The following is a 25,535-nucleotide window of genomic DNA, read 5'->3' as shown; positions in this document are numbered from 1 at the left end:
GAGAGGCGAATGCTTGGAAGCAGCTTTATCCACGATCAAGAACGCGTCTCATCCGGAAGTAGCATTGCAAGCTCAAAGCAATGCACGCTAAGCAGAACCCGGGGTTTTACGACGCAACACTTGTTTCGGGGGAAACATGGCATACTCGGACCACGTTCAATTTGGCCGTGATGACAGATACAGCAGGCACCGTTTCACATTCACTGGAAATGCAAAAGAATATTTCGGTATCTGGATCGTCAATGTCCTTCTGACGATCATTACCTTGGGAATTTATTACGCCTGGGCAAAAGTCAGACGCAACAGATACATGTACGGCAACACGGCGCTGGCGGATGGACGATTTGATTATCACGCGCGGCCAAAACAAATTCTCATTGGTCAGATCATCGTTATTGGTGGCATAATTCTCTACAATGTCGTGTTAACCTTTGCGCCTGCACTCGGTATTGTTCTCGCCATAATTTTCGGCATCGCCATACCATGGCTCCTTGCTCGCGGATTGCGATTTAATGCACGCGTCACGAGCTATCGCAACGTGCGGTTTGACTTCACCGGCAGTTATTGGGGCGCAGTGAAAGCGTTTTTCCTGGGGCCCGTCATCGCAGGAATTACGTTGGGGATATGTGCTCCGATCGCGAGCCGGTGGATGCTGCATTATATACTGGGCAATCTGACTTACGGCGGGCGGGGAGTAAAAACGAAGCCGATGCTTGGTGATCTTTACTCGATCTGGTGGTTGCCGGCGCTCGTCGCCATAGGTGGGTGGATACTTGTCACCGCCATCATCTTCCCGATATTGATCTCCCAAATCGAGACACTGTCGACCGCCACTGGCACCGGAAGCCCTTTCGGCAGTGTGGCGACCCTGGTTCTGCTGTATCTATCGATCTTCGTGATGGGGAGCATTGTACAGGGCCTCTATTCCGCAGGTGTGCGCAATGTCGGATATAGCGCAACGACGTTCGATGGACGCCATTACCTGTTGTCCGACATGCCGCGCTGGCGATTTGTATGGGTTGTCATTTCCAATCTTATCCTCACGATTGCAACCTTGGGTCTCATGCGACCCTGGGCCACGATTCGGATGGCCCGCTTTCAGGCGACCCATACCGAAATGGGTTTCGATGGCGAAATCGGTGAAATCCTCTCGACGATCAAGGATACAGGGTCTGCTGTAGGCGCAGAGTTCATGGACATCGAGGGCATTGCTGTTGCCTTCTGATCCCCAGCCGATCTCGGGCATCTGGTATCCGGAGCAATCAAACCGTTCAGTCACGGCGTCCCTCTTGGTTCGAGAGACGTCCATGTCAATCCTGGCGGATGATGGTGCGGTGCTGGCGTCCGGATCCTTTTCCGAGACAATTGTGACGGATCGGGTTGGCAACGTGCCGCGCAGGGTGACGCTCGCCAATGGCAGCGTGTTCGAGACGTCAGACAATGCAGCGATCGATGCGGTCGTGGCCATCATAGCGGGCAAGCGCCCTGGCTGGATCCATCGTGCGGAGCGATTTCATCCGCGTCTGGTTGTCTTCGCCTTGATGGCGCTGATTTTCATCGTTGCAATTTACCGCTTTGCGCTGCCGGCCCTCGTTGAACTGGCCGTCGCCGTGACGCCGCCTGTCGTGCCGGAGATGATGGCCCAGGGTACGCTACAGGCACTGGATGCCACTGCTTTCGATACCACGGCACTTTCCGCTGTCGAGCAATCGCGATTGCGGGAAGGATTTGAACGGTTGACTGCCCGATCTGGACCGGGTGCGGGCAAATTCAGCCTCGAGTTCCGGCAAGGTGGAATGATCGGGCCCAACGCTTTCGCTTTGCCCAATGGTACGATCATCATCACGGACGAACTCGTGAAACTTGCAGACGGCGACTCTGAATTGCTGCTCGGGGTGCTGGCGCATGAGATTGGCCATGTCGAACTCGAGCACAGTCTCAGGCAGTTTTATCGTTCGATGGGCGCTGCAGGCCTGATCATGCTGATTGGCGGCGACATTGGCAGTGGCGCGGAGGATATCCTCGTGCAAGGCGGCGGGTTGTTGGCCCTCTCTTACTCTCGCTCGCAAGAGGCGGACGCCGACCGGCACAGTGTCCAACTGATGGCCAAGGCGGGATACGATCCCGAAGCAATCGGCCGGTTCTTCATGCTTCTCGAGACAAGACTTCGTGACGGCAGCGGAACGAACATTCTGGCCACGCATCCCGGCACACCCGAGCGCCGCAAGGCGGTGCACGAGTATGCGCGGGAATTGCGGTCAGCGCACTGACATCTACCAGGTGCCGGTATTCGGCATCGATAGCCAGGGCTCCTGCGGCGGCAGCGCCGCTCCCTTCTGCAGCAGTTCGATCGAAATGCCGTCGGGGGAGCGGACGAACGCCATGTTACCGTCGCGTGGCGGACGGTTGATGACGACCCCCTTATCCTGGAGCTTCTGGCAGGTGTCGTAGATATTGTCGACGACATAGGCGAGGTGACCGAAATTGCGCCCGCCGGTATATTCCTCCGGATCCCAGTTATAGGTCAGTTCGAGTTCCGGAGCCCGTTGTGCCAGCGATCTTTCCTTGTCTTCTGGCGCCGCAAGGAAGATGAGCGTGAAGCGGCCTTTCTCGTTTTCCGTGCGGCGGATTTCCTCCAGGCCGAACTTGTTGCAATAGAAATCCAGTGACTCATCGATGTCCCGGACACGGACCATTGTGTGAAGATAGCGCATCTTGTGCCTTCGATATGTTTTTCATGGGCGACTGAAGCGGCCACCACCTCCCTTTGGGGGGCTTGCGGACCACCATGCATTTCGTAACACTTAATACTTAGCTCCACAAACTTGTGATGTACGCGGGACAAAACGTGTTGAGGATAAACACAAAATTTGCGTGTGGTTTTTAACAAAACCTACAGATGATACTTGCTCTATGGCCTCGGTCAGGTGTTATTCTTCAGCCAGAGAATCAGTGTTTGTTGCAGGAGAGGAGGGGCTAGCTTCATGTCAGACAGACCAGTATCAGCCCGGCATTCCCCAGATGACGAAAGTCTGAGAGATGGTTTGGACCTCGTTGAGATCTCCGGCGCGATAAAATGGTTTGATGTGGCCAAGGGGTACGGCTTCATTGTACCTGACAATGCTGACCTTCCCGATATCCTGCTTCACGTGACCTGCCTGCGACGCGATGGGTTCCAGACAGCGCTTGAGGGTGCTCGCGTCGTCTGTGAAGTAAAGCAGGGCGAACGCGGCATGCAGTGTTTCCACGTCAAGTCGATGGACAATTCGACTGCCGTCCATCCGACGGAAATGCCGCCGGTACGGACCCACGTCACCGTTACCCCGTCGAGCGGTCTCGAGCGTGTGCTGGTCAAGTGGTTCAACCGCACCAAGGGTTTCGGCTTTCTCACGCGCGGCGAGGGCACTGAGGATATTTTCATCCACATGGAAACGCTGCGCCACTTCGGACTGACTGAACTGCGCCCCGGACAAGTTGTGCTGATCCGCTTCGGTCACGGGGAAAAGGGCCTGATGGCCTCTGAGATTCATCCCGATATCGGCACCCAGCTGCCGTCTTCCCACTGAAATTCACCAATGAACCGCCTGCTATCCATTCTGGCCGGAATTGCACTTCTGGTCTCCTCCATCATTCCAGTTCTGGCGCTCGACCAGACCCCCATGCACCTTCCAATCGACGCGACGCCACTGACCGTCAATTCGGCCAGGGGGGATGTGCCGTTTGGTGTCGAGATCGCCGACACGGAAGAGGAGCGTGAGCGCGGACTGATGTTTCGCACAGACCTCAAGGACAACAGCGCAATGCTGTTTGTCTTCGACAGGTCGCGCCTCGTGACCATGTGGATGGAAAACACCCCCTCGGCCCTCGATATGTTGTTCCTCGACAATAATGGCCGCATAATTGCAATCCGTGAGAATGCGGTACCGTTCTCCCGTGATGTCATCTCGTCCGGCGAGCCCGCACGCTTTGTCGTCGAGGTCAAAACCGGTACTGCACGTCGCCTTGGCTTGACAATAGGTGACAAGGTGCGGCATCCCGCTATTGAACGTATCGGGCAGTAGGGCATACCGTTTTTCACCGGCATACTCTCCAATCCCTTTGTCTCAACGCAATTCCGGACGCAGGACCGGCTTCCAGTTTTGCCGGAATTGCTCATGCAGGGCCAGGACATGCAATTCTTCAAGAATGACGGACTTAAACTCGCTTATCTGGATGAAGGCGAAGGCGAGCCGATACTGCTGATCCACGGCTTTGCCTCGTCGGCCTTCTACAATTGGGTGCAGCCCGGCTGGATTCCGACCTTGACCGCCGCAGGCTACCGCACCATCGCGATCGACAACCGGGGTCACGGTCATTCGGACAAGCCACATGACATGTCGGTCTACACGCCGACGCTGATGGCGGGCGATGCAGCTGTGCTGCTCGACCATCTTGGCATCGCACAGGCGCATGTCATGGGTTATTCCATGGGTGCACGCATCAGCGCATTCCTCGCGTTGCAGCACCCGGACCGCGTTCACGACCTGGTTTTCGGAGGATTGGGTATCGGAATGGTCGAAGGTGCCGGCGACTGGTCGCCAATCGCTGAAGCGCTACTTGCTGACGATCCCGAAGCCATAACGCATCCTCGCGGCAGGATGTTTCGCATGTTCGCAGACAAGACCAAGAGCGACAAGATTGCCCTCGCGGCCTGTGTGATAACGTCCAAGGAAGAAATAAGCGCCGAGAACATGGCGCGCATAGCGCAACCCGCCCTCGTTGCTGTGGGAACGAAAGACGATATTGCCGGAAACCCCCAAGGGCTGGCCGCGCTGATGCCGCAGGGTGAAGCAATCGATATCCCCAACCGCGACCACATGCTCGCCGTTGGCGACAAGGTGTTCAAGCAGGCCGTTCTGGAGTTCCTCAAGCGGCATCCGCTTTGAGACGGAATATCACGGTTTCCGTCAGCGCTCTAAAATGCTACATGCACGGTGATCCTGAATAACAATGTTCAGGCAAATCAAAGTAACCTTCAAAATTTCTGGCCCGGCGGCTCTGGAAATTGAAGTGTCAAGGAATCATTTTTGCCGTATGCTCTGATGTGGAGCATTAATATTGGCCATATGTCCGGAGTTAGGAAATGCCTTCAAGCAGCCCGATTAAGATGACCGGATCAATCCAGCACATGGATCCGATTTGGCATGCGATCCGCGCGGAAGCCGAAGAAACGATCCGCAACGAGCCGCTGCTTGCGACATTCCTCTATTCAACGATTCTCAATCACCAGTCGCTCGAAGGGGCGGTTATTCACCGCATTTCCCAGCGCCTTGATCACCCGGACATGGAATCGGAACTGCTCCGGCAAACGTTTACGGCGATGCTGGAAGCCAATCCGGATTGGTCGCAGATCCTGCGCGTCGATATCCAGGCAGTCTACGATCGCGATCCGGCCTGCACGCGTTTCATTGAACCGATCCTCTATTTCAAGGGCTTCCAGGCCATCCAGACCCACCGGCTGGCTCACTGGCTGTGGCGGGAGGGCCGCAAGGATTTCGCACTCTACCTGCAAAGCCGCTCATCATCGGTTTTCCAAACCGATATCCATCCGCAGGTGCCCATGGGGCAGGGCGTGTTCTTTGACCATGCCACGGGTATCGTCGTCGGCATGACTGCTGCCATCGAAGACAATGTCTCGATCCTGCAGAACGTTACTCTGGGCGGCACGGGCAAGGAATCTGGCGATCGTCATCCGAAGATTCGCCACGGCGTCCTGATCGGTGCCGGCGCCAAGATTCTCGGCAATATCGAGATCGGTCATTGCTCGAAGGTTGCTGCCGGCTCCGTTGTACTGAAGCCCGTACCGCACAATGTGACCGTTGCCGGGGTTCCCGCCCGCGTTGTCGGGGAGACCGGCTGCGCTGAACCCTCGCGTGCCATGGATCAACTTGTTACCAATTTCGAATAGGCGATCGAAGGTCTCCAAGGCAGGTGTACAATTGCAGTCTGCCCTTTACAGGGCAGACTTTCGCATGCCAAAAGCCTGCTAAATGCATTCGACAGGAGACTATAAGTGAAACCGGAAGAACTGAAGAAACTCGACAGCTACTTCAAGCGCACGTTCAGAAACACCGAACTCACTGTCAAGGCGCGCCCCCGCAAGGACGATTCGGCCGAACTTTATCTCGGCGACGAATTCCTTGGCCTCATCTACAAGGATGAAGACGAGGGCGAACTCTCCTATAATTTCTCCATGGCCATCCTCGAGATGGATCTTTGACAATCGTCGCGAGTGACGCTGTTTGAGGCGTCACTCCCGCCGAGCGGCTTGACATTGCAGCTTGCGGCCGTTTCGGCGTCCGCAGAATATGGTTCATCTGCCCGGCTCCTTTATCGCAAAGGCTCGAAAATGGGTAAACATTTCCTTCGCCTCTGCTCCTCGTATCCGAACAGATGACCCCATACCATTTCTCACCAGATTTATGAGTTTACGGCCTAGCCCTTGATATTGGCCTTCGCAAACCCCTGCATTTGCTGTTCCAGCTGCCGCCAGTCCTTAAGCAATTCCCGTGGGAAGCGATAGGTCAATTGCAGATCCTCGCCGACGAAAATGTCCCTCTGGCATGACGCGAGATTGTTCTTGGATATTTCTGCATCAAGGCAGCGCGCGACGAAAGAGTCCTGCCCGGCGCGTTGCGGTGAAACGACAACCTCCTCATTGGCAAATCCGCTGTCGGCCCTGAGTGGCTGTACCGTCAGGTCATCCGGCCCCGTGATGCCGGGTCCACTTGTCAGAATGCTGTAGATCGGCCCGTAGCGGCCCGACATGTCGTGCGATGTGGCGCGCGGTTCGAAGGTCGCAAACACTATCCGCTTTTCGGTCCCCAAGCCATTGAAGTCCTCGATGAATTCGGCCTTGTAGCCCTGCATGTCGGGCCAGTGCAGATAGAGGTCGACACGCTCGGCGACGCCGCTGCGTCTTTGCTTGCCGAAACGTATCATGTTGGAGGGAAGCTCCAGCACGTTATTGCCGATGACAATTTCCCGCAGGGAAGTGTCCTCCGTGTGCCCGCCAAGCGCAATGGTATGACCAAGGAAACGGCCGGCTACTGCAATCATAAGCGACAGCGCCGCAACGGCGGCAGCAAGACACAAAAAGCGCTTCAAGTGGGCGCTGGCGACGAAGGGCTCAATCCGGTGTGTCGACGTCTGCATGGGATGTTTCCAACGCGCGGGTGCTCGGTCAGGTCAATCTAGCGGATAGAGTGCTGATTTATGGTTAATCGAACATGAAGTGCGCGACATTTGCCTGATCTCGCCAATCGTCCGGCTGTTCGCTAAGGTGGGTGGGTGGAGAATCCGAAGGAGAGGCGCCGTGCCGATATATATACTTGATGGACATACGCCGGAATTTGAACTTCGGAAGTCGAACTGGATTGCGCCGGATGCCACTTTGGTCGGCAAGATCTATCTGGGCGAAAATGTCAGCGTGTGGTTCGGCTCGGTGCTGCGCGGAGACAACGAATTGATACACATCGGTCGCAACACCAATGTGCAGGAACATACGGTGATGCACACGGATATGGGCTACCCACTCACGATAGGCGAGGGTTGTACCATCGGCCACCGCGCAATGCTCCATGGTTGCACCATCGGCGACAATTCACTGATCGGCATTGGCGCTATTGTCCTTAATGGTGCGAGGATCGGCAGGAATTCCCTCGTTGGCGCCGGGGCACTGGTCACGGAGCGCAAGGAATTTCCGGATGGCTCGCTGATCGTTGGTTCGCCCGCCCGCGTGGTGCGGACGCTGGATGATGAGGCGATCGAGCAGCTCAGGCTGTCGGCCGCCCATTATGTCGAAAATGGCCGACGTTTCATGCGGGGCATGGAAATCGACTGAAATACAAAGGCCAGCTCGTTTCCGGGCTGGCCCTTGCTTCTGGCAGGCAATGTGGCCTACTTCGTTTCGATGCTGCCAACCAGAACCTGACGGTCGTCGTTTATGGATACCCATGCGCCGGTGTTGTTGGACGCCTGGCGCTTGAGATAGTCGTAATTCGTTTCATTCCATGGCTTGATGCGCGGCTCGAGATTGTCCAGCACATAGTCGCCTCGATCGGTGCGAACGGTGAGGACGGCATGTCCTTCGCCATTCATCTGGCGGACAACGGTGATCAGCAGGTCGCCAAGCGGAATACCGCTCTCATTCAACATTTTCCGCTTGAGCAGCACATAGTCTTCGCAATCGCCGACCGTTGTCGGATAAGACCAGACTTCCGCCTTGCCCCAGATGTCCATATCGGTTGCGGGCTGAACTTTGGCGTTGACGCTGCTGTTGACCTGAACCATCAAGGTCCAGGTTTTTGACGTCAGCGGCGTTGGCTTGTCATCACTTCTGATCTTGCATTCGCTCTTGTAGGTTTGGCAGAACTCATAATGTCCGATCGGCTGCGAGGTGCGTCCCCCGGTCTTCATGACTGCAGCGGCTGACACGCTTGGATCTGCCAGTGCGTTCATGCAGGTGAGCAGAAGCGCTGCTCCAATCAGAATTGTCTTTTTTAACATCCCGTCGTCTCCCCGGTTGAGACGACAATGGCAGAGAGAGTTTTATCGAGCGGAAATGTCGATCAGTAAATATGAATCAAATCAGTAGCAAAAAATAAACGAATTAGACTATAACCATGTATTAATAACTATTATTATTTTATTTAAATGCAGTTATAATTGATATCGATGAAGAAGAACAGAATTAAGCATTCGTTGATCTGAATATTTTGTGATTTATGATGCCTTAATATACGAGGAGGGATTCGAGTTGTCTCGCCCGAGTTTCGTGGCAATTTGGCCCAAAGATTTTCGGCGACATGAAGCAAACGTCTAAAAAAATCAGAAAAAATGCCATTTGAACGAGATTGACGCGCGCAAATCCGCTCGTTGCGGAGTATATTTGTCATGTCTCCAGGCTGTTCAACAAGGTGAAGGGCGGTGACCTTCAAAATGGCGGCAGCATTCAGTCCGATGCCTTCAAAATGTCCGAATAGGGATTGAGCTTTGAGGTGCCTGCCAAATGCTTTCCCCTATGTATCGACACAAGATGCTTCGTTTTCGCCTACACGAATCCTGATGCTGAGTTAGTTGGCGGGAAGACCGGTCCCGATGTACCGGTCACCGTTTGAGAAGGAGAGAATGATGAACAAGATTTTTGCGATGGCGCTCGGCGCCGCATCACTGGTGCTTGCCGGCGCGACGGCTGCCAATGCTGCCGATGTCCGGAACCAGGGCGGACGCGGCGGCGTGAAGATCGGTTACCTCGATTGCTTTGTTGGCGGCGGAATTGGCTACGTTCTTGGCTCAGCCAAGGAAATCGACTGCGGCTTCCATTCGGCACTTAGCGGCGAACCTTTGGATCGTTACAGCGGGGCGATCAGGAAACTCGGTGTCGATGTCGGCTTTACCACACGCACTAGGGTCATCTGGGCAGTCTTTGCTCCGGCAGCCGGTTACCGCCATGGTTCCCTGAGCGGCCTCTATCAGGGCGCCACGGCAGAGGCCACCGTTGGCGCTGGCATCGGCACGAATGTTCTGTTTGGCGGTACTTCAGGGGCAATCCATCTTCAACCCATCAGCGTTACCGGTCAAATTGGCCTCAACGTCGCCGCAACCGGCACGTCGATGACGCTCGCCTCGGTAAACTAAGGGCTTTCATCATTACCCCTTTCATGGCAACGGAAGGGGTAATGATCCATTCGCCCATTCACCATATCTTTTCTTTCATCACAACGGGGATCCGCTTGAAAACAGGCGTTAGACTTGGCTTGCTGGCGGTGTGTTTGTCACTGTCTCCCGCAATCGCGCGCGCAGAGTGGCAAGCGATCGAGAAGGTGGAACCCTATGCCATCGCCGGAAAATCCGGCGCAGCGCTCTATGCCTCGATCGGCGAGAAAGGCCCCAAGGTCGGCGGCATGGTTCGGGCCATCGCGCATACCAATTTCAAGCTGACATGGACACGAAAATACGAAACGCAGGGCGACGCCTGTACGCTTGTATCGGCGCGGCCAAAGCTTATCATTACATATACGCTACCCAAGCCGGCCGAACAGCTTCCGGATGCTGCGCAGAAGAATTGGGACAGGTTCATTGCAGGCGTTCGCAGCCATGAGCTTGTGCATGGAGACATGATCAAGGATCTCGTGAAGGCGATCGAGGCCACAACCGTTGGATTGTCCGTACCCAATGATCCCAAATGCCAGAAAATCAGGGCCGAGATGACAAAGCGACTTTCCGCGCTATCGCTGGAGCAGCGCCAGAAAAGCAGGGATTTCGACAAAGCCGAAATGAGCCAGGGCGGCAATGTTCATCAGTTGATTCTGGCGCTGGTCAATGGGGCCTAGGCTGCTTCTGCTGGTCATTGTCAGCCAAATAACGCTGAAGCCAAGGAGATGCTTCGAACAATATTAAGAGAATTTAGTGTGTTAAAATGATTATTGAATTGAATGGATTAGTGTTCGAACGCGATATCGATCGCCTCACGGCTTTGGACCGTGGCAAATTCGATGGCAATCCCTTCCTCGAAATGCCGGACAACGCGGCCGCGCATGGAGCCGAGAATGACCTGGCTGTTCAGAGCGGGGCGCATGCGGATTTCGACCGCCGCGCCCGAGATCGACAGGTCTATGATGCGGCAAGGGTATTGACGTCCGTCAGCCATTGACAGCGTGGTCATGGGGTTGCGTGGCGCTATGCGCTGGTGACGCCGGTCTTCCGGCATGTCCAGCTCGTGCTTGTTGGCGAGCCATGTCAGCTGGGCCGCGATCTTGTTTTTCTTCCGGTCCGAAGCCACCAATGATAACAGGAACCCGCCTCTCACCATGCGCTCGACAGTGCCTTCGACACGGCCGATGTGATCGATATAGACGATCACTCGCTCACCATTGTTCGCCAACACATCCGTGGTAATAACCACGTCGCCAGGAGACATCTCATCAATCTGGCAGACATGCTCTGTACGGTCTTCCAGCATGAAGCGGCCGTAAAGCTGCACTCGCACGCTATAGAACTTGCCCGTGGCGGCAGGGTTGGAGCTCGAATCGTCACGGTATAACTGCATAAAGGCTGTCCAGATTACGGATCGACAGGGACTGATTTGCGTAGATTAAGCCACAAGTCTTAATGCCAAGGTAACGCGCACAGTCGATGCTCACGAATTGCTAACCTAGTCGATGATTTTCCCGCCATCGAAGACGCGCAGGTGGCGCACCTTGCGGCTGACGATAGTTCGAGAGGCAGTCAGCGGGACGCCGACGCTGGCTTCGGATGCAATATGGATCGGATCGGTTGCGGGTACTGGATTTTCCGGGTCGATGATTGAGACGGATTGGATGCGATTTTCAACGATTGCATCCGATTCCAGCCAAAAGGGTTGCCCGAGGGGTATGATCATACCCAACAGATATTGCTCGTTGGCCTCGCTGGCGAGCGGCAGAAGAAGCAGATTCAAAAGTGCCTTACGACCGCGGCTGCTCCTGCCTTCATAGTTGAGCTTGACGACGCATTTGTTGGTCATGCTGTTCTTCAGCAGCCTGGAGATGGTGTTCTTGTCCCTTGTCTGCCAAAGCGACGCAAAGGGGAGGTTCTTCAACTCTCTGCCGTAAACGGAACAGAGCCTGGTTCCTGCGAGGCGAAACCTTGGCTCGGAAGTTCCGGTCGCCTGCAGGATGAAGGTGTTTGCGAGATGAGACCGGATAGGGGCAGGGGTGACTTCCCTCCGTTCCGGCGCGGCGCGTGCCCCGCGCAGCCTGTTCCAATATCCGAAGAGTTCGTTGGTAGCATCGTGCCGCATGGGATTCATCTGCCTTCGGATACCGGCGCTGGAGTGATTCCGACTCTGGCATTCACCCGGCGCAGTTGCCACCAATCATGCAGAAGGCTCCACCGCGCAGGGCGATTAAGGTTAATGATTGGTTTCGATTGCGATGCGACCGTCAGTATGGGACAACCTCCTTGAACAGAGTTCACATGTCCATATATCCCTGAATTCAAGGGCCATTCAGATACCTCTGAATGGCCTCTTTTCTGTCTGGCCATCAAACGGCCAGCCGTGGATACTAAATGGAATATCCGGAACGCTCTGGCTTTGCTCGCGGCGCAATATCCGGATAGCGTGCCGGAACCGGCAAGTTCGAGACTGCGTAGGAGCGTATGAACAATTCTGTAAATGTCCGCAATCACTCATCGGGCGGCGAGCCTGTCTTCAATATTCCGGGCGTGATCCTGGCCATTATGGCCATATGTGGAATCGTCTTCGTCCTCGAGGCCTATATATTGAATGATCAGCAGAGCAGCACGTTCCTCTGGAATTTCGCTTTCATTCCCGCCCGCTTCTCCGAATATGGCGGGTTCTATTCGCCTGCAGCATGGCTGACCACCATCACCTATTCGCTCATGCACGGCAGCGTAGCGCACATAGCACTGAATATGATCTGGCTTGCCGCATTCGGTTCACCACTTGCCGCGCGCGTTGGCCCGCTTCGCATGACGCTGTTCTGGATCGTTGCGTCGGTAGCGGCCGTGATGACCCACTATGCTGTTTACCCCGATAGCACGGCGCCGCTGGTGGGCGCGTCGGGCGCCGTATCGGCCATGATGGGCGCTGCGGCGCGCTTTGGTTTCCGCCGGTCGACATTGCGCAATTCCGCGGCATTTGTCGGCGACATCCTGCCCGTTGCCGTGGCCCTGCGGATGCGCACAGTGCTGGTGTTTCTCGGCGTGTGGTTTGTCACCAACATGTTGACCGGCCTGTTGTCCGTTGGCGTCGACGGCTCGGCTACAATTGCCTGGGAAGCGCATATTGGCGGCTTCCTTGTGGGCTTCTTCGGCATTTCACTGTTCGACAGGCCCTATGATGATCGCATCGATCCTGAACTGTTGGTATAATTGCAAACCGGTTGCAATAAGGGCAACATACGCGCACGATGGACAAGGTCATCTGATGTAGTGTGGGAGATTCCGAGGACCTGGAGGCTGACGTGCAAGGAGGATGTACATGACTGTCAAACTGATTTTGGAGCGTAAAGGTTACGACGTGTTCAGCACGGCGCCGGAAACCACATTGGGCGATGCTGTCACAATGCTCGCCAAGCACAAGATCGGCGCAATTGTTGTTTGTGATAAGAACAATGCGATCAAGGGCATATTGTCAGAACGGGATGTGGTGAGAGCGCTGGCAGCCGACGGTGCCGATGCATTGTGGAAGCCGATCTCCGAAACCATGACGATGAAGGTCAGCGTCTGCAGTGAAAAACACACGGTCAATCAGGTCATGGAGATAATGACTCGTGGCCGGTTCCGCCATCTGCCCGTCGAGAAGGACGGACACCTCCACGGCATCGTATCGATTGGCGACGTGGTCAAGCTCCGCATTGAAGAGGTAGAGCGCGAGTCGGAGGAAATCCGCAGCTACATTGCAACGGCTTGAGGCCTAGAAGACAAGCTTCTGCATGCGCTCCAGTTCGCCCAGGCGCGCCATCGTTTCTTCATAGCCGAGTTTGATCGCCTCATCGGCGCGGTGAAACTCGGCAAGTCCGACATGGCCGATTTTCGGCATCAGCATGATATCTGGTGGATCACCAGCCATGCGTGCGCGGGAAATCCGGTCCTGGATAATATTGAACGCTTCCATCATGACGCCGGTTATTCCCAGGCGCTTGGTGTAGCTCGAGCCGAAACGCGAACCGGCCGCTTCACCATCGCCAGCATGCGCATGCGGGGCCTCCGCCGCATGCTTGATCACCGCGGCGCGACCGAACTGGTCGTAATGAAGGTTCACGGCGACGACCAGCGGCTGTTCGTAGGATCGGCAGACCGCAACCGGCACGGGATTGACCAAGGCGCCGTCCACCAGCGTGCGGCCATTGCACTCCACGGGCTCGAACACGCCGGGCAGGGCGTAGGACGCTCGCATGGCCGTAATCAGGCTGCCGCGCGTCAGCCAGATCTCATGCCCCGTATTGATCTCGGCACAGACGGCGATGAATCGTTTGGACAGGTCTTCGATGGCAAGTTCTTCAAGATGGTCGCGCAGGCGTCGATCGAGCTTCATGCCGCCGAACAATCCATTGCCGCCAAAGCGCAGATCCAGCAGGCTGAAGATGCCGCGCTTGGTCAGGCTGCGTGCGAATTCTTCCAGTTGATCGAGCTTGCCGCCAAGATAGCAACCTCCGACGAGGGCGCCGATCGATGTGCCGGCGATCATCGAAATCTCGATGCCTGCCTCATCCAGGGCGCGCAGCACACCGATATGCGCCCATCCGCGGGCCGCGCCGCCGCCAAGTGCCAAGGCAATAGGGGTCCTGCTGTTGTGAGGCTTTTCCGGCGCAGTTACTCGCACGTCCGGATTTTCACTGATGCCGATCGGTTCTGCCGCGCGCAACCGGCGCGATGCCCATTCGAGCATAACACACACTCCTGAAGTCGTACTGTTTCACAATCCCCTGCATGGCTGCGATCTTAGTGTTCAAGGATGAATATTGCGTAATTGTGACCGGTAAGCCAACCAACGAAATAGGATTAAGAGATCGCTAATGACGCTTACAAGATTTATGGAGGGCTAGCTGGATTCAGAAGTCATGACGAGCGTAGAAGTTCCATCCTTGGTGACGACCTGACGGTAGAAGCAGGATCTGCGGCCCGTATGACATGTCGGACCGTCGCCGGCCACTGTCACTTTCAGCCACAGCGCATCCTGGTCGCAGTCGGTGCGCATCTCAACGACCGTCTGCAGGTTGCCGGATGTCTCGCCCTTCTTCCAGAGCGTGTTGCGTGAACGCGACCAGTAATGTGCGATGCCGGTTTCAAGTGTCAGCCGAAGCGCTTCGGCGTTCATATGCGCCACCATGAGCAAATGGCCGTCCTTCACATCGGTGACGATGGTCGTCAGCAGTCCTGACGCATCAAAGCGCGGTGCGAACACCGCGCCTTCTTCATTCTCGTGCTTGTCGCTGAGCGAATTGGAAAAGGAAATCATCAAGGCCGATTCTGGAGCTTAGCGGCCCCGAACGAGGGTCATGAAGCGCACTTGCTCGTTCACATCGGACTTATAGGTACCCGTGAACGTCGTCGTCGTCGTCATCGAACCGGACTTGCGAATCCCGCGCATGGACATGCACATGTGCTCGGCCTCGATCATGACGGCCACGCCGCGCGGCTGCAAAGATTCCTGGATGGCATTGGCGATCTGCGCCGTCATCGCCTCCTGGGTCTGCAGGCGATGTGCGAAAATATCGACGACGCGCGCGATTTTCGACAGTCCGACAACTTTTTCGCCATCAGGCAGATAGGCAACGTGTGCCTTGCCGATGATTGGAACCATGTGATGTTCGCAATGGGAGAAGAACGGAATGTCCTGAATGAGGACAATGTCCTCGTATCCGGCGATCTCTTCGAAGGTACGGCCAAGCACTTCCGACGGATCCTGCGTATAGCCGGAGAACAGTTCCTTATAGGCCTTTGCCACCCGTTCCGGCGTGTCCAGAAGTCCTTCGCGGTCGGGATCGTCGCCTGCCCATAGCAATAGCGTGCGAACAGCCGCTTCCGCCTCCGCCTGACTCGGACGGCGCTTGTTGTCCTGCTTGACAGCCGCAGACGGCAAATTCTTGATTACCGCATCCATATCGCGATCTCCCGTAGCCGCCCTCAGAGGAGCGACGAGTTAAACGGCAATACACGATAGTCGTTCCCAATGGGACGGACGGTGTATTGAAGCGTGCAGGGACAAAAGATCCCTGACTGACCCACATCATAGCCCATCGGATTATTTAATCCATTCGACTTTGTGGTTGGTCAGTCTGATATTATATAGAGATTGAATTCGGGATTCATAGGGCCAAAGCGATGCACATTGACGTGTTTGTGATAAACACATTGCAGGGAAACGGCATCCATCATGATCAATGACGTTTATAATGCGCGTATCCTGGAATTTGCCGGGAATATTCGGCGGCTTGGCCGTCTTGAGGACCCCGACGCCTCGGCAACCGCCCATTCAAAACTATGCGGATCGACCGTTACGGTTGATTTGAAAATGCAAGACGGCGTTGTTTCCGACTTTGCCCACGACGTTAAGGCCTGTGCCTTGGGGCAGGCTTCGTCGTCGATCATGGCCAGGCATGTGGTTGGCGCGACCGCCAAGGAATTGCGGGACCTTCGCGAGATCATGTTCAGGATGCTCAAGGAGAACGGGGCGCCGCCGGAAGGGCGGTTTGAGGATCTGAAATTCCTGGAGCCCGTGCGGGACTACAAGGCACGCCATAATTCCACGATGCTGACTTTTGACGCCGTCGTCGATTGCCTGGATCAGATTGAAAAGAAAACCGCTGAAGCAGCGGCCTGAGACCGGACATGTGCGATCAGCCGGCACACGACCATGAAGTGCAGGTTCCCGGTGCATATTCGCGCAATTGGCGCGGGCCCTGGCCGAAAACGCCGGGTCGCCTCCTTGGAACCGGGCTCGTTCGGTTCTATCAGCTCACATTGTCCGGCTTTATCGGTAATTCCTGCCGACACCTGCCGACTTGCTCGGAATATGCCTATGAGTCGATTGCCCGCTACGGCCTGTGGACGGGTGGCTGGATGGGGCTGTTCCGCCTGATGCGTTGTGGACCCGGCGGGACGCAGGGATTGGACCCGGTTCCCACGACGCTCGACAGTCGGTTGGTATGGTATTTGCCCTGGCGTTATTGGCGGCTTCATCGCTTCTGATCCGGCATCAGGCATAATGATAGCTCGACCGGCGTGCCGATTGGGTGTATAGCGCACGCGCACATTCAACCCATTTTGACCGGACCCAACCCTATGGAAGAATTTCATAAAGTTCGCCGCCTCCCACCTTATGTTTTCGAACAGGTGAATCGCCTCAAGGCGAGCGCGCGAGCGGCGGGTGCGGACATTATCGACCTTGGCATGGGCAATCCGGACCTGCCGACGCCACAGAGCATTGTCGACAAGCTTTGCGAGGCCGTTCAGGATCCCCGCACGCACCGCTATTCGGCGTCCAAGGGTATCCCGGGGCTGCGCCGGGCGCAGGCATCCTATTACGAGCGACGGTTCGGGGTGAAGCTTAATCCCGATACGCAGGTCGTTGCGACTCTCGGCTCCAAGGAAGGCTTTGCCAACATGGCGCAGGCAATCACAGCGCCAGGCGACGTCGTGCTCTGCCCCGATCCGACCTATCCCATTCACGCTTTCGGCTTCATCATGTCGGGCGGTGTCATTCGGTCGGTTCCGGCCAAGCCGGACGACCACTTCATTCCGGCGCTTGAGCGCGGCATTCGCCATTCGATCCCCAAGCCGCTTGCCCTGATCCTGAACTATCCGTCCAATCCGACCGCCCATGTGGCATCTCTGGATTTCTACAAGGACGTCGTGGCGTTCGCGCGCAAGAATGAGATCATCATTCTGTCCGATCTGGCCTATTCGGAGATTTATTTCGACGGTGCGCCGCCGCCCTCGGTGCTGCAGGTCCCTGGAGCGATCGACGTCGCGGTTGAATTCACCTCCATGTCGAAGACTTTCTCCATGCCGGGCTGGCGCATGGGATTTGCCGTCGGCAATGAGCGGCTTATCTCGGCGCTGACGCGGGTCAAGTCCTATCTCGACTATGGCGCGTTCACGCCGATCCAGGTTGCTGCCGCGGCAGCCTTGAACGGTGATGGCTCGGATATTGCTGAAGTGCGAAACGTTTACAGGCATCGCCGCGATGTGCTGGTCGAAAGCTTCGGCCGCGCCGGATGGGAGATCCCCGCGCCGGCTGCAACCATGTTCGCGTGGGCGCCGATCCCGGAAAAGTTCCGCAGCCTCGGCTCGCTTGAATTTTCAAAGCTGCTGATCGAGCACGCCGACGTTGCCGTTGCTCCCGGCATCGGCTTTGGAGAGCACGGAGACGACTATATCCGTGTCGCCCTGGTGGAGAACGAACACCGTATTCGTCAGGCTGCCCGCAGCCTCAAGCGGTTCCTTGCAACCGCCGATGAAAAACTGCACAACGTCATTCCGTTGAACGCGCGCCGCTGATCCGACGGGCGTTTTACCGGAATCCGCGGCGCCGTTCGGCGCCGCTTCAGCGAAATTTCAGGGAATTGAACGATGAGTGAAGCGCTGCGCGTGGGAATCGCCGGATTGGGTACTGTTGGTGCCTCGGTCCTGAAAATATTGCGTGACAAGGGCGAGATGCTGACCCGCCAGTGCGGCAAGCAGATCATCGTGACCGCTGTGTCAGCGCGTGACCAGAAGCGTGATCGCGGGGTAGATTTTTCATCCGCTACCTGGTTCGACGATCCGGTTGCTCTGGCCAAGTCCAACAACATCGATGTCTTCATCGAACTGATCGGCGGCGACGAAGGCCCTGCGCGCGCTTCAGTGGAGGCAGCATTGAGGTCGGGGCGCCACGTTGTTACCGCCAACAAGGCGCTCCTTGCCAAACATGGCGTCTCGCTTGCCAAGATCGCGGAAGACAAGGGCGTGCTTCTCAACTTTGAGGCAGCAGTTGCCGGCGGTATTCCCGTTATCAAGGCCCTGCGTGAGTCGCTGACAGGCAACACGGTTTCCCGCGTCTACGGCATCATGAACGGTACATGCAACTACATCCTGACGCGCATGTGGGACGAGGGTATCTCCTTTGAGGACTGTCTGTCCGATGCGCAGCGGCTCGGCTACGCAGAGGCGGACCCCACCTTCGATATCGAGGGCAATGATACGGCCCACAAGCTGGCGATCCTGACCAGCCTGGCCTTTGGCACGCAGATTTCCGCCGATGACATCTATCTCGAGGGGATCAGCAACATCTCGCTTGCCGATATCAAGGCTGCAGATGAACTCGGGTACCGGATCAAGCTCCTCGGCGTTGCCTTGAAGACGGACAGCGGCATTGAACAGCGTGTCCACCCGACGATGGTGCCCGTCGAATCCGTCATTGCCCAGGTACACGGCGTGACCAACGCCGTTGCCATCGAGACCGACCTGCTCGGTGAACTCCTCTTGTCCGGACCTGGAGCAGGTGGCGCGGCGACTGCATCTGCGGTCATCGGTGATCTCGCCGACATTGCGAAAAGCCGTCCTGGCTTCCAGCACGGTCCTGTCTTCGGAACCCCCGCCAGGGCGCTGGCGCCCTACAAACGGGCGAGGATGCGTGCGCACGAGGGCGGCTACTTCATCCGCCTCACCGTGCACGACCGTGCCGGCGTGTTCGCGGCCATCGCCAAGCGCATGGCCGACAATGATATTTCGCTGGAATCGATCGTGCAGCGCCAGAGTGCGGACAATCAGCCGGATGCAACGAAAACGGTTATTCTCGTCACGCATGAGACAACCGAAGCCGCGGTCAAGAAGGCCCTTGAAGGTATCGTCAAGGACGGCCATGCGACCGACAAACCGCAGATGATCCGCATCGAGCGAGCAGGGTAAGTTTCATTTAAAAACCCGGCTACACCGTTTAATCGATTAGCTTTTTCGACTGGAGGCTTTTCTTGCCCGTCGGCCCTTGCCGCATGGTTGCGACTTTGACAAAAGGTTTGCATACGCATGCTAAGCAGCGCTGCATTCATTCAGAATGCGGCAAGTCGACACCAAAGCAGGAAACATTATGCCGAAAACTTCCGACCAGACCGAAGCAGGCCTCGATCGTATCTTGACCCTTGAACTCGTGCGCGTAACGGAGCGCGCCGCGGTTGCTGCAGCGCGCTTGCGCGGCCGCGGCGACGAGATGGCGGCCGATCAGGCTGCAGTCGATGCCATGCGCCAGGAACTCAACCGGCTGCCGATCTCAGGTACGGTCGTGATCGGCGAAGGCGAGCGCGACGAGGCACCAATGCTCTACATTGGCGAAGAGGTCGGGACACGCAACGGACCAGCCGTCGATATCGCGCTTGATCCCCTGGAAGGCACCACGATCTGCGCGAAGAACCTGCCCAACTCTCTGGCAGTCATAGCGATCGCCGAAAAGGGCAATCTGCTCTATGCCCCTGATGTCTATATGGAAAAAATTGCTGTCGGCCCCGGATATCCGAAAGGCATCATCAATCTGGATGCCCCGGCCATCGAAAACATTACGGCCGTGGCCAAGGCCAAGGGCGTTCCGCTCCACGAAATCACCGCCTGTATCATGGACCGTCCGCGCCACGCCCGCCTGATCGAGGAAGTGCGTGCGACTGGCGCTGCCATACGATTGATCGGCGACGGCGATGTGGCGGGCGTGATCCACACCACGGATCCGGACGAAACCGGAATTGACATCTATATCGGCATTGGCGGTGCGCCGGAGGGCGTACTGGCTGCTGCGGCGCTGCGCTGCATTGGTGGCCAGATGCAGGGCCGCCTGCAGCTGAACAGCGACGACAAGATCGCTCGAGCCGCCAAGATGGGCATCAGCGATCCGAAGAAGCTCTATACGATGGAAGAGATGGCCAAGGGCGATGTGCTCTTTGCCGCGACGGGCGTTACCGATGGCAATCTGCTTTCCGGCGTCAAGTTTGCGCGCGACTATATCCAGACCCACACCGTCGTGATGCGTTCACATTCGCAAACGGTGCGCGAAATCAAGGCGAAACATCAGGATATGGCCAAGTTCCAGTAAGCAACGCCTCCACATCGACTTGATCTGCCGGTCCCAGGAGGGGCCGGCAGCTGCTTTTAATCAATTCCATGGCATTTGTGACTGTACCCTATTGGGATCAAATGATTTTTGCTATTTTGATTTCAGAGGAATTCATTCCGATGGGACAACCATGGATATCCGGTACGGACTAGCCAGTTGTATAATGGTCCTGTGTATGGCCGCAATCTCACCGTTGCGTGCGCAGGAAGCTGATCTCGATCTGATTCAGGGCTATCGTTCCAGTGACATTCTGGTGGGACTGCCCGACACCTCCGGACCATTCACGATCATCAACCGCACCAGTGACGCCCAGAATTTCAGCGCGACAGCCGAATATGCTGGGGTCGATGCCCGTGCGATCGTATCGATCACCGGTGTCCGGGCGAGCAATGTCGCGGGCATGTATCCCGTCATGGACGGGGCGGACGATCCCGTGGTGCGCAGCCTGCTCGACCAGGCGTTCCAATATCATAGCACCCAGCCCAACCAGGTCGCAGTGCGGACGAATGTCAGCTATGGCAACCGCGCGATGGCCTGTGTCAGTTCAGACGATCCGCAGAAGAAGGACGATTTCCTGGTCTGCGCCACCGGCGTGCTCGGCCGTTACATGCTCATACAACCGGTCATGAACTACCGCCTCAGCTCGAAGGGCGTCGTTGACCGGCAGCTTGCCGATTTCGCCTCATCCATGGCCCAGGCCGTCAGTGAACTCGCATTGCCGCCCGGAAACTGAGCTACTGTCAGTAATTGCCGTTGGATACATCTTTAGAAGCATTGCATTCATTCCTGCCGGATGATTGAACGCTTGGATGACATCTGAGCGGCTCTTCCTTGGCGTGGAACAATCGGCAACCGGTTTGAAATGGATCGACCGGCTGGGGCAGCGCGAGGCGAACATCGCGCTTGCCATGGCGCAAAATCACGGCTTTCCCGATCTTGTGACACGCGTACTTGCCGGAAGAGGTGTCGGCCTCGATGAGGCTGCCGCCTTCATGGAGCCCACGATCAAGGGTCTCATGCCTGACCCCGCATCCCTGACCGACATGAACCGGGCGGCGGAGCGCATCGCCATCGCCATCGCCAGGCGGGAAAAGGTGGCGATTTTCGGTGATTATGACGTTGATGGTGCTTGTTCATCGGCAATCCTATCGCGTTTTCTCACCCATTATGGCATTGCGAACCGGATTTATATCCCGGACCGGATTTTTGAAGGCTATGGCCCCAATGCGGCGGCCATGCAGGAGCTTGCCGGACATGCATCACTGATCGTTACCGTGGATTGCGGCACCAACAGCGCTGTCGCCATCGAGGCGGCGCGCGCAGCCGGAGCCGATGTGGTGGTGCTCGACCATCACCAGGTCGGTGGCGAACTGCCGGCTGCGGCGCTTGCGGTGGTCAATCCGAATCGGGAGGATGATCTGTCGGGGCAGGGTCATCTGTGTGCCGCCGGCGTGGTTTTCCTTACGCTTGTGCAGACCTTGCGCACCATACGAGAGCAGCATATTGCCACAGGCGTGCTGGCGCCGGACCTCCTGGCGCTTCTCGATCTGGTGGCTCTGGCAACCGTATGCGATGTGGTACCCCTCAAGGAGCTCAACAGGGCATTCGTGGTCAAGGGGATCCTGGTGGCGCGGGCGCAGCAGAATGTCGGGCTGGCGGCACTCGCGCGGGTATCGCGCATCGGCGAGCCGCTGAACGCCTTTCATTTTGCCTATCTTGTCGGTCCGAGGATCAATGCGGGTGGCCGCATCGGCGATGCCGGTCTTGGAGCCAGGCTGCTGACACTCGACGACCCCAACGAAGCCATGCGCATTGCCGAGGAGCTCGATCGGCTCAACCAGGAGCGCCAGGCCATGGAAACCATCATGCTGGAGCAGGCGGAAGCCGAGGCGATGGTTGAGCTTTCCGCTGGCGCTGGCCCGGCCATTCTCGTGACCGCCAGCGACGACTGGCACCCCGGCATCGTCGGACTGATCGCGGCACGGCTCAAGGAGCGGACGCGCCGTCCGGCCTTCGCAATTGCCTTCAACGCTAATGGCACCGGCAGTGGTTCCGGCCGCTCGATCAATGGCTTCGACCTCGGCAGGCTGGTGCGCATTGCGGTCGAGCAGGGATTGCTGGTCAAGGGTGGCGGTCATGCCATGGCCGCCGGGATTACAGTCGAGCGTCCCAAGTTGGGCGCCTTGCGGGCGTTTTTCGAAGAGCATGCCAGTGAAGTGGTCGGGGAACTGCGCAGCAATGCTTCCCTCGCCATCGATGGCGCGCTCAGTGCCGCGGGTGCAACTGTTCCGCTCTTCGATACGCTGGAGAAGGCCGGTCCCTACGGCTCCGGCCATGCGCAGCCGGTGCTGGTCCTGCCACATCATCGGCTTGTCGATGCGCGGACGGTGGGCACCGCCCATGTGAAGATTACGCTGGCCGGCGCTGACGGTGCTCGCATCAACGCCATTGCTTTCCGGGCACAGGGAGCTCCACTCGGAGACTTTCTTTTCAAGGAGTTAGGGCAATCCGTGCATGTTGCGGGCAACTTGGCGCTCAACCACTGGAATGGCTCCACCAGTACGCAATTCCGCATTATTGACGCCGCCAAGGCCGTTTAGGTTTCCGGATTTCTGTCAGGATTTTGCCAGTTTCTGAAAAGTCGTCTGAAAACCCCGTTCCCTTTCTTAGAAATATATGTTCTAGTTTTGTTCTCAACCTGAGAACCGTGAACCATGCGCAAGCCGACCCATCTCGAAAAGCTGTATCTGGATTTCGACAGCTTCTTTGCCAGTGCCGAGCAGCAATTGAATCCGGCATTGCGGGGACGTCCGGTGGCCGTGGTACCGCTCGATTCACCGCATACGAGTGTGATTGCGGCAAGCCGCGAAGCCAAGCCTCTCGGTATCAAGACCGGGACATCGGTGCGCGAGGCGAGGGAGAAATGCCCCGACATTGTCTTCATCGAGGCGCGGCCGGACATCTATGTGAAGCTGCATAACCGTATCCTGGAAACCATCGAACGTTGCGTTCCCATCGCGGCCGTCCGTTCCATCGATGAAGTCACCTGCAGTCTGCTGGCGTCGGAGGCGCACGAAGCGGGAGCGCTTGCCGAGCGGATCAAGCGCAGCTTGCGCGATGAGTTCGGACCCGTACTTACCTGCTCCATCGGCATTTCCGTCAACGAGCTCCTGGCCAAGATCGCGGCGGAAATGGACAAGCCGGACGGTTTCGTCATGCTTGATCATGCTGACCTGCCGGGACGGCTGCTGCAACTCGAATTACGTGACCTGCCGGGCATTTCCAAGGGTATGGAAGCGCGCTTGGGCGAGGCGGGGATCACCACCGTTGGCGGCCTGTGGGACATTGCGCCAAAGCACGCCCGCGCCATCTGGAACAGCGTTGAAGGCGAACGTTTCGTGTCGGCGCTGCATGGTTATGCGGTAGAAAAGCCCGAGACGGTCAAGCGCATGTTCGGCCATGGCCGCAACCTGCCGCCGGATTGGCGCGCGCCGGAACGGGTGCTGCAATGCGCAAGGTTGCTGACGCTGAGCGCTGCCCGCCGCCTGCGGCGCTCCCATTATCGCGCCGGTGCCCTGAGCTATACGGTCGGGGTGCGACGCGACAGCCGGGCGACGCTGGAGGGCCAGTTTCGTCCGGCGCGGGATGACCACACTTTCCTTAATTGTCTCAATGGTTTGCACGAGAAACTGGTGAAATCGGGCGAGATGCGAAACATCAGCACGGTCACGGTGGTGCTGCACGAACTTTCCAGCGAGGACGAGGCGACCCACGATCTCTTTGACACAGGCGAAACGATGAAGCAGCGGGGCCAGTGGGAACGCGTGTCGGACATGCTCGACAAGGTTCGCAGCCGCCATGGGTCGAAGGCGCTTAATCTGGGTCCGGTCAATGGTCCGGGCAATTATATCGGTTCGAAGATTGCTTTCGGACGCATACCGGAGCGGGAAGATTTTTGACGAATCCCCACGGTGATCGCTCACCGTGGGGAAAGTTGGCATTGCCTATCTATTGTCGGGCTCTGCCCGCACCAGTTCCAGCCCGCGACGGGTGACCCGGTAAGGGCCACCGCAGGCAGAGGCAATGGCGCGCTTCTGTTTCAACTTGCGAAACAGCCGCAGATCGCAGGCCATGTAACGCGAACCATCGCGGGTAAGGCAGATGATCTCGTGAATGGTCTTGCGCTCGTCCTTTTTAAGCAGAATTTTGCCGCCCTGGGCGAGCAGGTGAAGAATGCGCTGTTCGTCGCGCGAAATGTCCATGTCTGTAGTCCTGAGGAAAACGGGCAAAAGCCCATGTGAACGCATCCGCCGCCGAGCTATCGGCGCGGGGCTCCTGTTTTCACGCCCCAACTTTCAAGGAAGCTGGGGCCTTAGCGGGACTCAGACTGAGAAGACATAAGGACTCCATCCGGTGGAGGGCGGATATATAGCGCGCACAGGCCGGTTGTCAAAGCGTGGCAGGATTGTTCGGAACCTTCACTCTCAGATCGCGATTATAGGATCATCACAGGGAGGAGCGGGATATGGCGAAGGATATGGCGGAGGTCGCCCGGGCTACCTATGAGGCCTATGTGGCGAAGGACCGGGCCGCAATCGAGCTGCTGATCGCCGAGGATTTCCATTTCACCAGCCCGCTCGACAATCGCATAGATCGCGCGGCCTATTTTGAACGCTGCTGGCCCAATAGCAGGAGCATTGCAGGCTTCGAGTTTATCCACCTCGTTCCGGCGGGCGACAAGGTATTCGTGACTTACGAGGGCCGCAGCACGGACGGTCACAGGTTTCGCAACACGGAAATCCTGACGATCCGCAATGGCAAGGTCACCGACGCAGAGGTCTATTTCGGTTGGTCGATCCCGCACAAGGCGGCACCGGGCGGTTTCACTGACAGCACAGAATAGAAACGC

General features: G+C 57.1%; 30 protein-coding genes. 21 read left to right on the top strand and 9 right to left on the bottom strand.

Translation table 11 applies throughout. From position 1 onward, the window contains the following. The first annotated feature begins 136 nt into the window (after nt 1–136). Nucleotides 137–1,225 (top strand): YjgN family protein, encoded by a 1,089-nt coding sequence (locus K9U38_RS13060; RefSeq protein ID WP_224494776.1) that lies wholly within the window; start codon nt 137–139, stop codon nt 1,223–1,225. Next, nucleotides 1,215–2,270 carry a M48 family metallopeptidase gene (locus K9U38_RS13055; protein ID WP_370631924.1) on the top strand — a complete coding sequence of 352 codons (1,056 nt, stop codon included), beginning with the start codon at nt 1,215–1,217 and terminating at the stop codon, nt 2,268–2,270. The genes K9U38_RS13060 and K9U38_RS13055 overlap by 11 nt, the downstream gene beginning before the upstream one ends. Before the next feature lie 3 nt (nt 2,271–2,273). Here K9U38_RS13055 and K9U38_RS13050 read toward each other — a convergent pair whose 3' ends face one another. Continuing rightward, nucleotides 2,274–2,714, bottom strand: coding sequence for a VOC family protein (locus K9U38_RS13050; protein WP_224494774.1), 441 nt, complete (start codon nt 2,712–2,714; stop codon nt 2,274–2,276). Nucleotides 2,715–2,984: 270 nt separating this feature from the next. Here K9U38_RS13050 and K9U38_RS13045 point away from each other — a divergent pair, with 270 nt between their 5' ends. The 5 genes from K9U38_RS13045 to K9U38_RS13025 all read left to right on the top strand — a co-directional run bounded on the left by K9U38_RS13045 (nt 2,985) and on the right by K9U38_RS13025 (nt 6,259). After that, on the top strand, nt 2,985–3,566 hold the full coding sequence (locus tag K9U38_RS13045; protein WP_224494773.1) for a cold-shock protein: 582 nt from the start codon (nt 2,985–2,987) through the stop codon (nt 3,564–3,566). A gap of 9 nt (nt 3,567–3,575) precedes the next feature. Continuing rightward, the gene (locus K9U38_RS13040; protein WP_224494772.1) at nt 3,576–4,061 is read left to right on the top strand and encodes a DUF192 domain-containing protein; all 486 of its coding nucleotides are present in this window, start codon (nt 3,576–3,578) and stop codon (nt 4,059–4,061) included. A 93-nt stretch (nt 4,062–4,154) separates the two neighbouring features. Beyond that, complete coding sequence (locus K9U38_RS13035; protein ID WP_224494771.1) at nt 4,155–4,925, top strand: alpha/beta fold hydrolase; 771 nt, start codon at nt 4,155–4,157, stop codon at nt 4,923–4,925. A gap of 197 nt (nt 4,926–5,122) precedes the next feature. Continuing rightward, nucleotides 5,123–5,947, top strand: a complete 825-nt coding sequence (gene cysE, locus K9U38_RS13030; protein ID WP_224494770.1) for a serine O-acetyltransferase — start codon at nt 5,123–5,125, stop codon at nt 5,945–5,947. A gap of 105 nt (nt 5,948–6,052) precedes the next feature. Further along, complete coding sequence (locus tag K9U38_RS13025; protein WP_099999261.1) at nt 6,053–6,259, top strand: DUF3126 family protein; 207 nt, start codon at nt 6,053–6,055, stop codon at nt 6,257–6,259. 215 nt (nt 6,260–6,474) lie between these two features. Here the strand turns inward: K9U38_RS13025 and K9U38_RS13020 are convergent, their stop codons facing one another. Then, on the bottom strand, nt 6,475–7,194 hold the full coding sequence (locus tag K9U38_RS13020; RefSeq protein WP_224494769.1) for a hypothetical protein: 720 nt from the start codon (nt 7,192–7,194) through the stop codon (nt 6,475–6,477). Between the two features lie 160 nt (nt 7,195–7,354). Here K9U38_RS13020 and K9U38_RS13015 point away from each other — a divergent pair, with 160 nt between their 5' ends. Next, entirely contained in the window at nt 7,355–7,882 is a 528-nt protein-coding gene (locus K9U38_RS13015) for a gamma carbonic anhydrase family protein (protein WP_224494768.1), read from the top strand. A gap of 56 nt (nt 7,883–7,938) precedes the next feature. On the opposite strand, the gene K9U38_RS13010 is transcribed toward K9U38_RS13015, so the two are convergent. After that, nucleotides 7,939–8,547, bottom strand: a complete 609-nt coding sequence (locus tag K9U38_RS13010) for a transglutaminase-like cysteine peptidase (protein ID WP_370631923.1) — start codon at nt 8,545–8,547, stop codon at nt 7,939–7,941. A 624-nt stretch (nt 8,548–9,171) separates the two neighbouring features. Between K9U38_RS13010 and K9U38_RS13005 the strand changes: the two genes are divergently transcribed. Continuing rightward, nucleotides 9,172–9,678 carry a DUF992 domain-containing protein gene (locus K9U38_RS13005; protein ID WP_224494767.1) on the top strand — a complete coding sequence of 169 codons (507 nt, stop codon included), beginning with the start codon at nt 9,172–9,174 and terminating at the stop codon, nt 9,676–9,678. Nucleotides 9,679–9,812: 134 nt separating this feature from the next. After that, nucleotides 9,813–10,373 carry a DUF922 domain-containing Zn-dependent protease gene (locus tag K9U38_RS13000; RefSeq protein ID WP_370631922.1) on the top strand — a complete coding sequence of 187 codons (561 nt, stop codon included), beginning with the start codon at nt 9,813–9,815 and terminating at the stop codon, nt 10,371–10,373. Between the two features lie 107 nt (nt 10,374–10,480). On the opposite strand, the gene K9U38_RS12995 is transcribed toward K9U38_RS13000, so the two are convergent. Further along, nucleotides 10,481–11,089, bottom strand: coding sequence for a PilZ domain-containing protein (locus K9U38_RS12995; protein ID WP_224494765.1), 609 nt, complete (start codon nt 11,087–11,089; stop codon nt 10,481–10,483). A 105-nt stretch (nt 11,090–11,194) separates the two neighbouring features. Then, nucleotides 11,195–11,821, bottom strand: a complete 627-nt coding sequence (locus K9U38_RS12990) for a PAS domain-containing protein (protein ID WP_224494764.1) — start codon at nt 11,819–11,821, stop codon at nt 11,195–11,197. A 359-nt stretch (nt 11,822–12,180) separates the two neighbouring features. Here K9U38_RS12990 and K9U38_RS12985 point away from each other — a divergent pair, with 359 nt between their 5' ends. Both K9U38_RS12985 and K9U38_RS12980 read left to right on the top strand, forming a co-directional pair. Then, complete coding sequence (locus K9U38_RS12985) at nt 12,181–12,915, top strand: rhomboid family intramembrane serine protease (RefSeq protein ID WP_224494763.1); 735 nt, start codon at nt 12,181–12,183, stop codon at nt 12,913–12,915. Nucleotides 12,916–13,024: 109 nt separating this feature from the next. After that, nucleotides 13,025–13,456: a CBS domain-containing protein gene (locus K9U38_RS12980; protein WP_224494762.1), complete on the top strand. Its 432-nt coding sequence runs from the start codon at nt 13,025–13,027 to the stop codon at nt 13,454–13,456. 3 nt (nt 13,457–13,459) lie between these two features. Here the strand turns inward: K9U38_RS12980 and K9U38_RS12975 are convergent, their stop codons facing one another. The 3 genes from K9U38_RS12975 to folE form a co-directional block, all read right to left on the bottom strand. Beyond that, the gene (locus tag K9U38_RS12975; protein ID WP_224494761.1) at nt 13,460–14,434 is read right to left on the bottom strand and encodes a patatin-like phospholipase family protein; all 975 of its coding nucleotides are present in this window, start codon (nt 14,432–14,434) and stop codon (nt 13,460–13,462) included. A 153-nt stretch (nt 14,435–14,587) separates the two neighbouring features. After that, a complete protein-coding gene (hisI, locus tag K9U38_RS12970) occupies nt 14,588–15,004 on the bottom strand; it encodes a phosphoribosyl-AMP cyclohydrolase (protein WP_224494760.1) in 417 nt (138 codons plus the stop codon). Nucleotides 15,005–15,022: 18 nt separating this feature from the next. Continuing rightward, nucleotides 15,023–15,649 (bottom strand): GTP cyclohydrolase I FolE, encoded by a 627-nt coding sequence (gene folE / locus K9U38_RS12965; RefSeq protein WP_224494759.1) that lies wholly within the window; start codon nt 15,647–15,649, stop codon nt 15,023–15,025. A 273-nt stretch (nt 15,650–15,922) separates the two neighbouring features. Between folE and K9U38_RS12960 the strand changes: the two genes are divergently transcribed. The 8 genes from K9U38_RS12960 (at nt 15,923) to K9U38_RS12925 (ending at nt 24,585) form a co-directional block, all read left to right on the top strand. Beyond that, a complete protein-coding gene (locus K9U38_RS12960) occupies nt 15,923–16,369 on the top strand; it encodes an iron-sulfur cluster assembly scaffold protein (protein WP_224494758.1) in 447 nt (148 codons plus the stop codon). An 8-nt stretch (nt 16,370–16,377) separates the two neighbouring features. Beyond that, nucleotides 16,378–16,737: a membrane protein insertion efficiency factor YidD gene (gene yidD / locus K9U38_RS12955; RefSeq protein WP_224494757.1), complete on the top strand. Its 360-nt coding sequence runs from the start codon at nt 16,378–16,380 to the stop codon at nt 16,735–16,737. Between the two features lie 93 nt (nt 16,738–16,830). Beyond that, nucleotides 16,831–18,048 (top strand): LL-diaminopimelate aminotransferase, encoded by a 1,218-nt coding sequence (locus K9U38_RS12950; RefSeq protein ID WP_224494756.1) that lies wholly within the window; start codon nt 16,831–16,833, stop codon nt 18,046–18,048. A gap of 72 nt (nt 18,049–18,120) precedes the next feature. Then, nucleotides 18,121–19,437 (top strand): homoserine dehydrogenase, encoded by a 1,317-nt coding sequence (locus K9U38_RS12945; protein ID WP_224494755.1) that lies wholly within the window; start codon nt 18,121–18,123, stop codon nt 19,435–19,437. Between the two features lie 178 nt (nt 19,438–19,615). After that, entirely contained in the window at nt 19,616–20,605 is a 990-nt protein-coding gene (glpX, locus tag K9U38_RS12940) for a class II fructose-bisphosphatase (protein WP_224494754.1), read from the top strand. Between the two features lie 196 nt (nt 20,606–20,801). Continuing rightward, nucleotides 20,802–21,359 carry a hypothetical protein gene (locus K9U38_RS12935; protein WP_224494753.1) on the top strand — a complete coding sequence of 186 codons (558 nt, stop codon included), beginning with the start codon at nt 20,802–20,804 and terminating at the stop codon, nt 21,357–21,359. Between the two features lie 76 nt (nt 21,360–21,435). Continuing rightward, on the top strand, nt 21,436–23,226 hold the full coding sequence (gene recJ, locus K9U38_RS12930; protein ID WP_224494752.1) for a single-stranded-DNA-specific exonuclease RecJ: 1,791 nt from the start codon (nt 21,436–21,438) through the stop codon (nt 23,224–23,226). 114 nt (nt 23,227–23,340) lie between these two features. Further along, nucleotides 23,341–24,585, top strand: a complete 1,245-nt coding sequence (locus tag K9U38_RS12925) for a Y-family DNA polymerase (protein ID WP_224494751.1) — start codon at nt 23,341–23,343, stop codon at nt 24,583–24,585. Nucleotides 24,586–24,630: 45 nt separating this feature from the next. On the opposite strand, the gene K9U38_RS12920 is transcribed toward K9U38_RS12925, so the two are convergent. Next, the gene (locus K9U38_RS12920) at nt 24,631–24,888 is read right to left on the bottom strand and encodes a YjhX family toxin (RefSeq protein ID WP_224494750.1); all 258 of its coding nucleotides are present in this window, start codon (nt 24,886–24,888) and stop codon (nt 24,631–24,633) included. A 263-nt stretch (nt 24,889–25,151) separates the two neighbouring features. Between K9U38_RS12920 and K9U38_RS12915 the strand changes: the two genes are divergently transcribed. Then, complete coding sequence (locus K9U38_RS12915; protein WP_224494749.1) at nt 25,152–25,529, top strand: nuclear transport factor 2 family protein; 378 nt, start codon at nt 25,152–25,154, stop codon at nt 25,527–25,529. Nucleotides 25,530–25,535: the final 6 nt, after the last annotated feature.

The sequence above is a fragment of the Phyllobacterium lublinensis genome (genome assembly GCF_020164435.1).
GTDB lineage: Bacteria > Pseudomonadota > Alphaproteobacteria > Rhizobiales > Rhizobiaceae > Phyllobacterium > Phyllobacterium lublinensis.
This window is presented reverse-complemented; position numbering and strand designations above follow the sequence as displayed.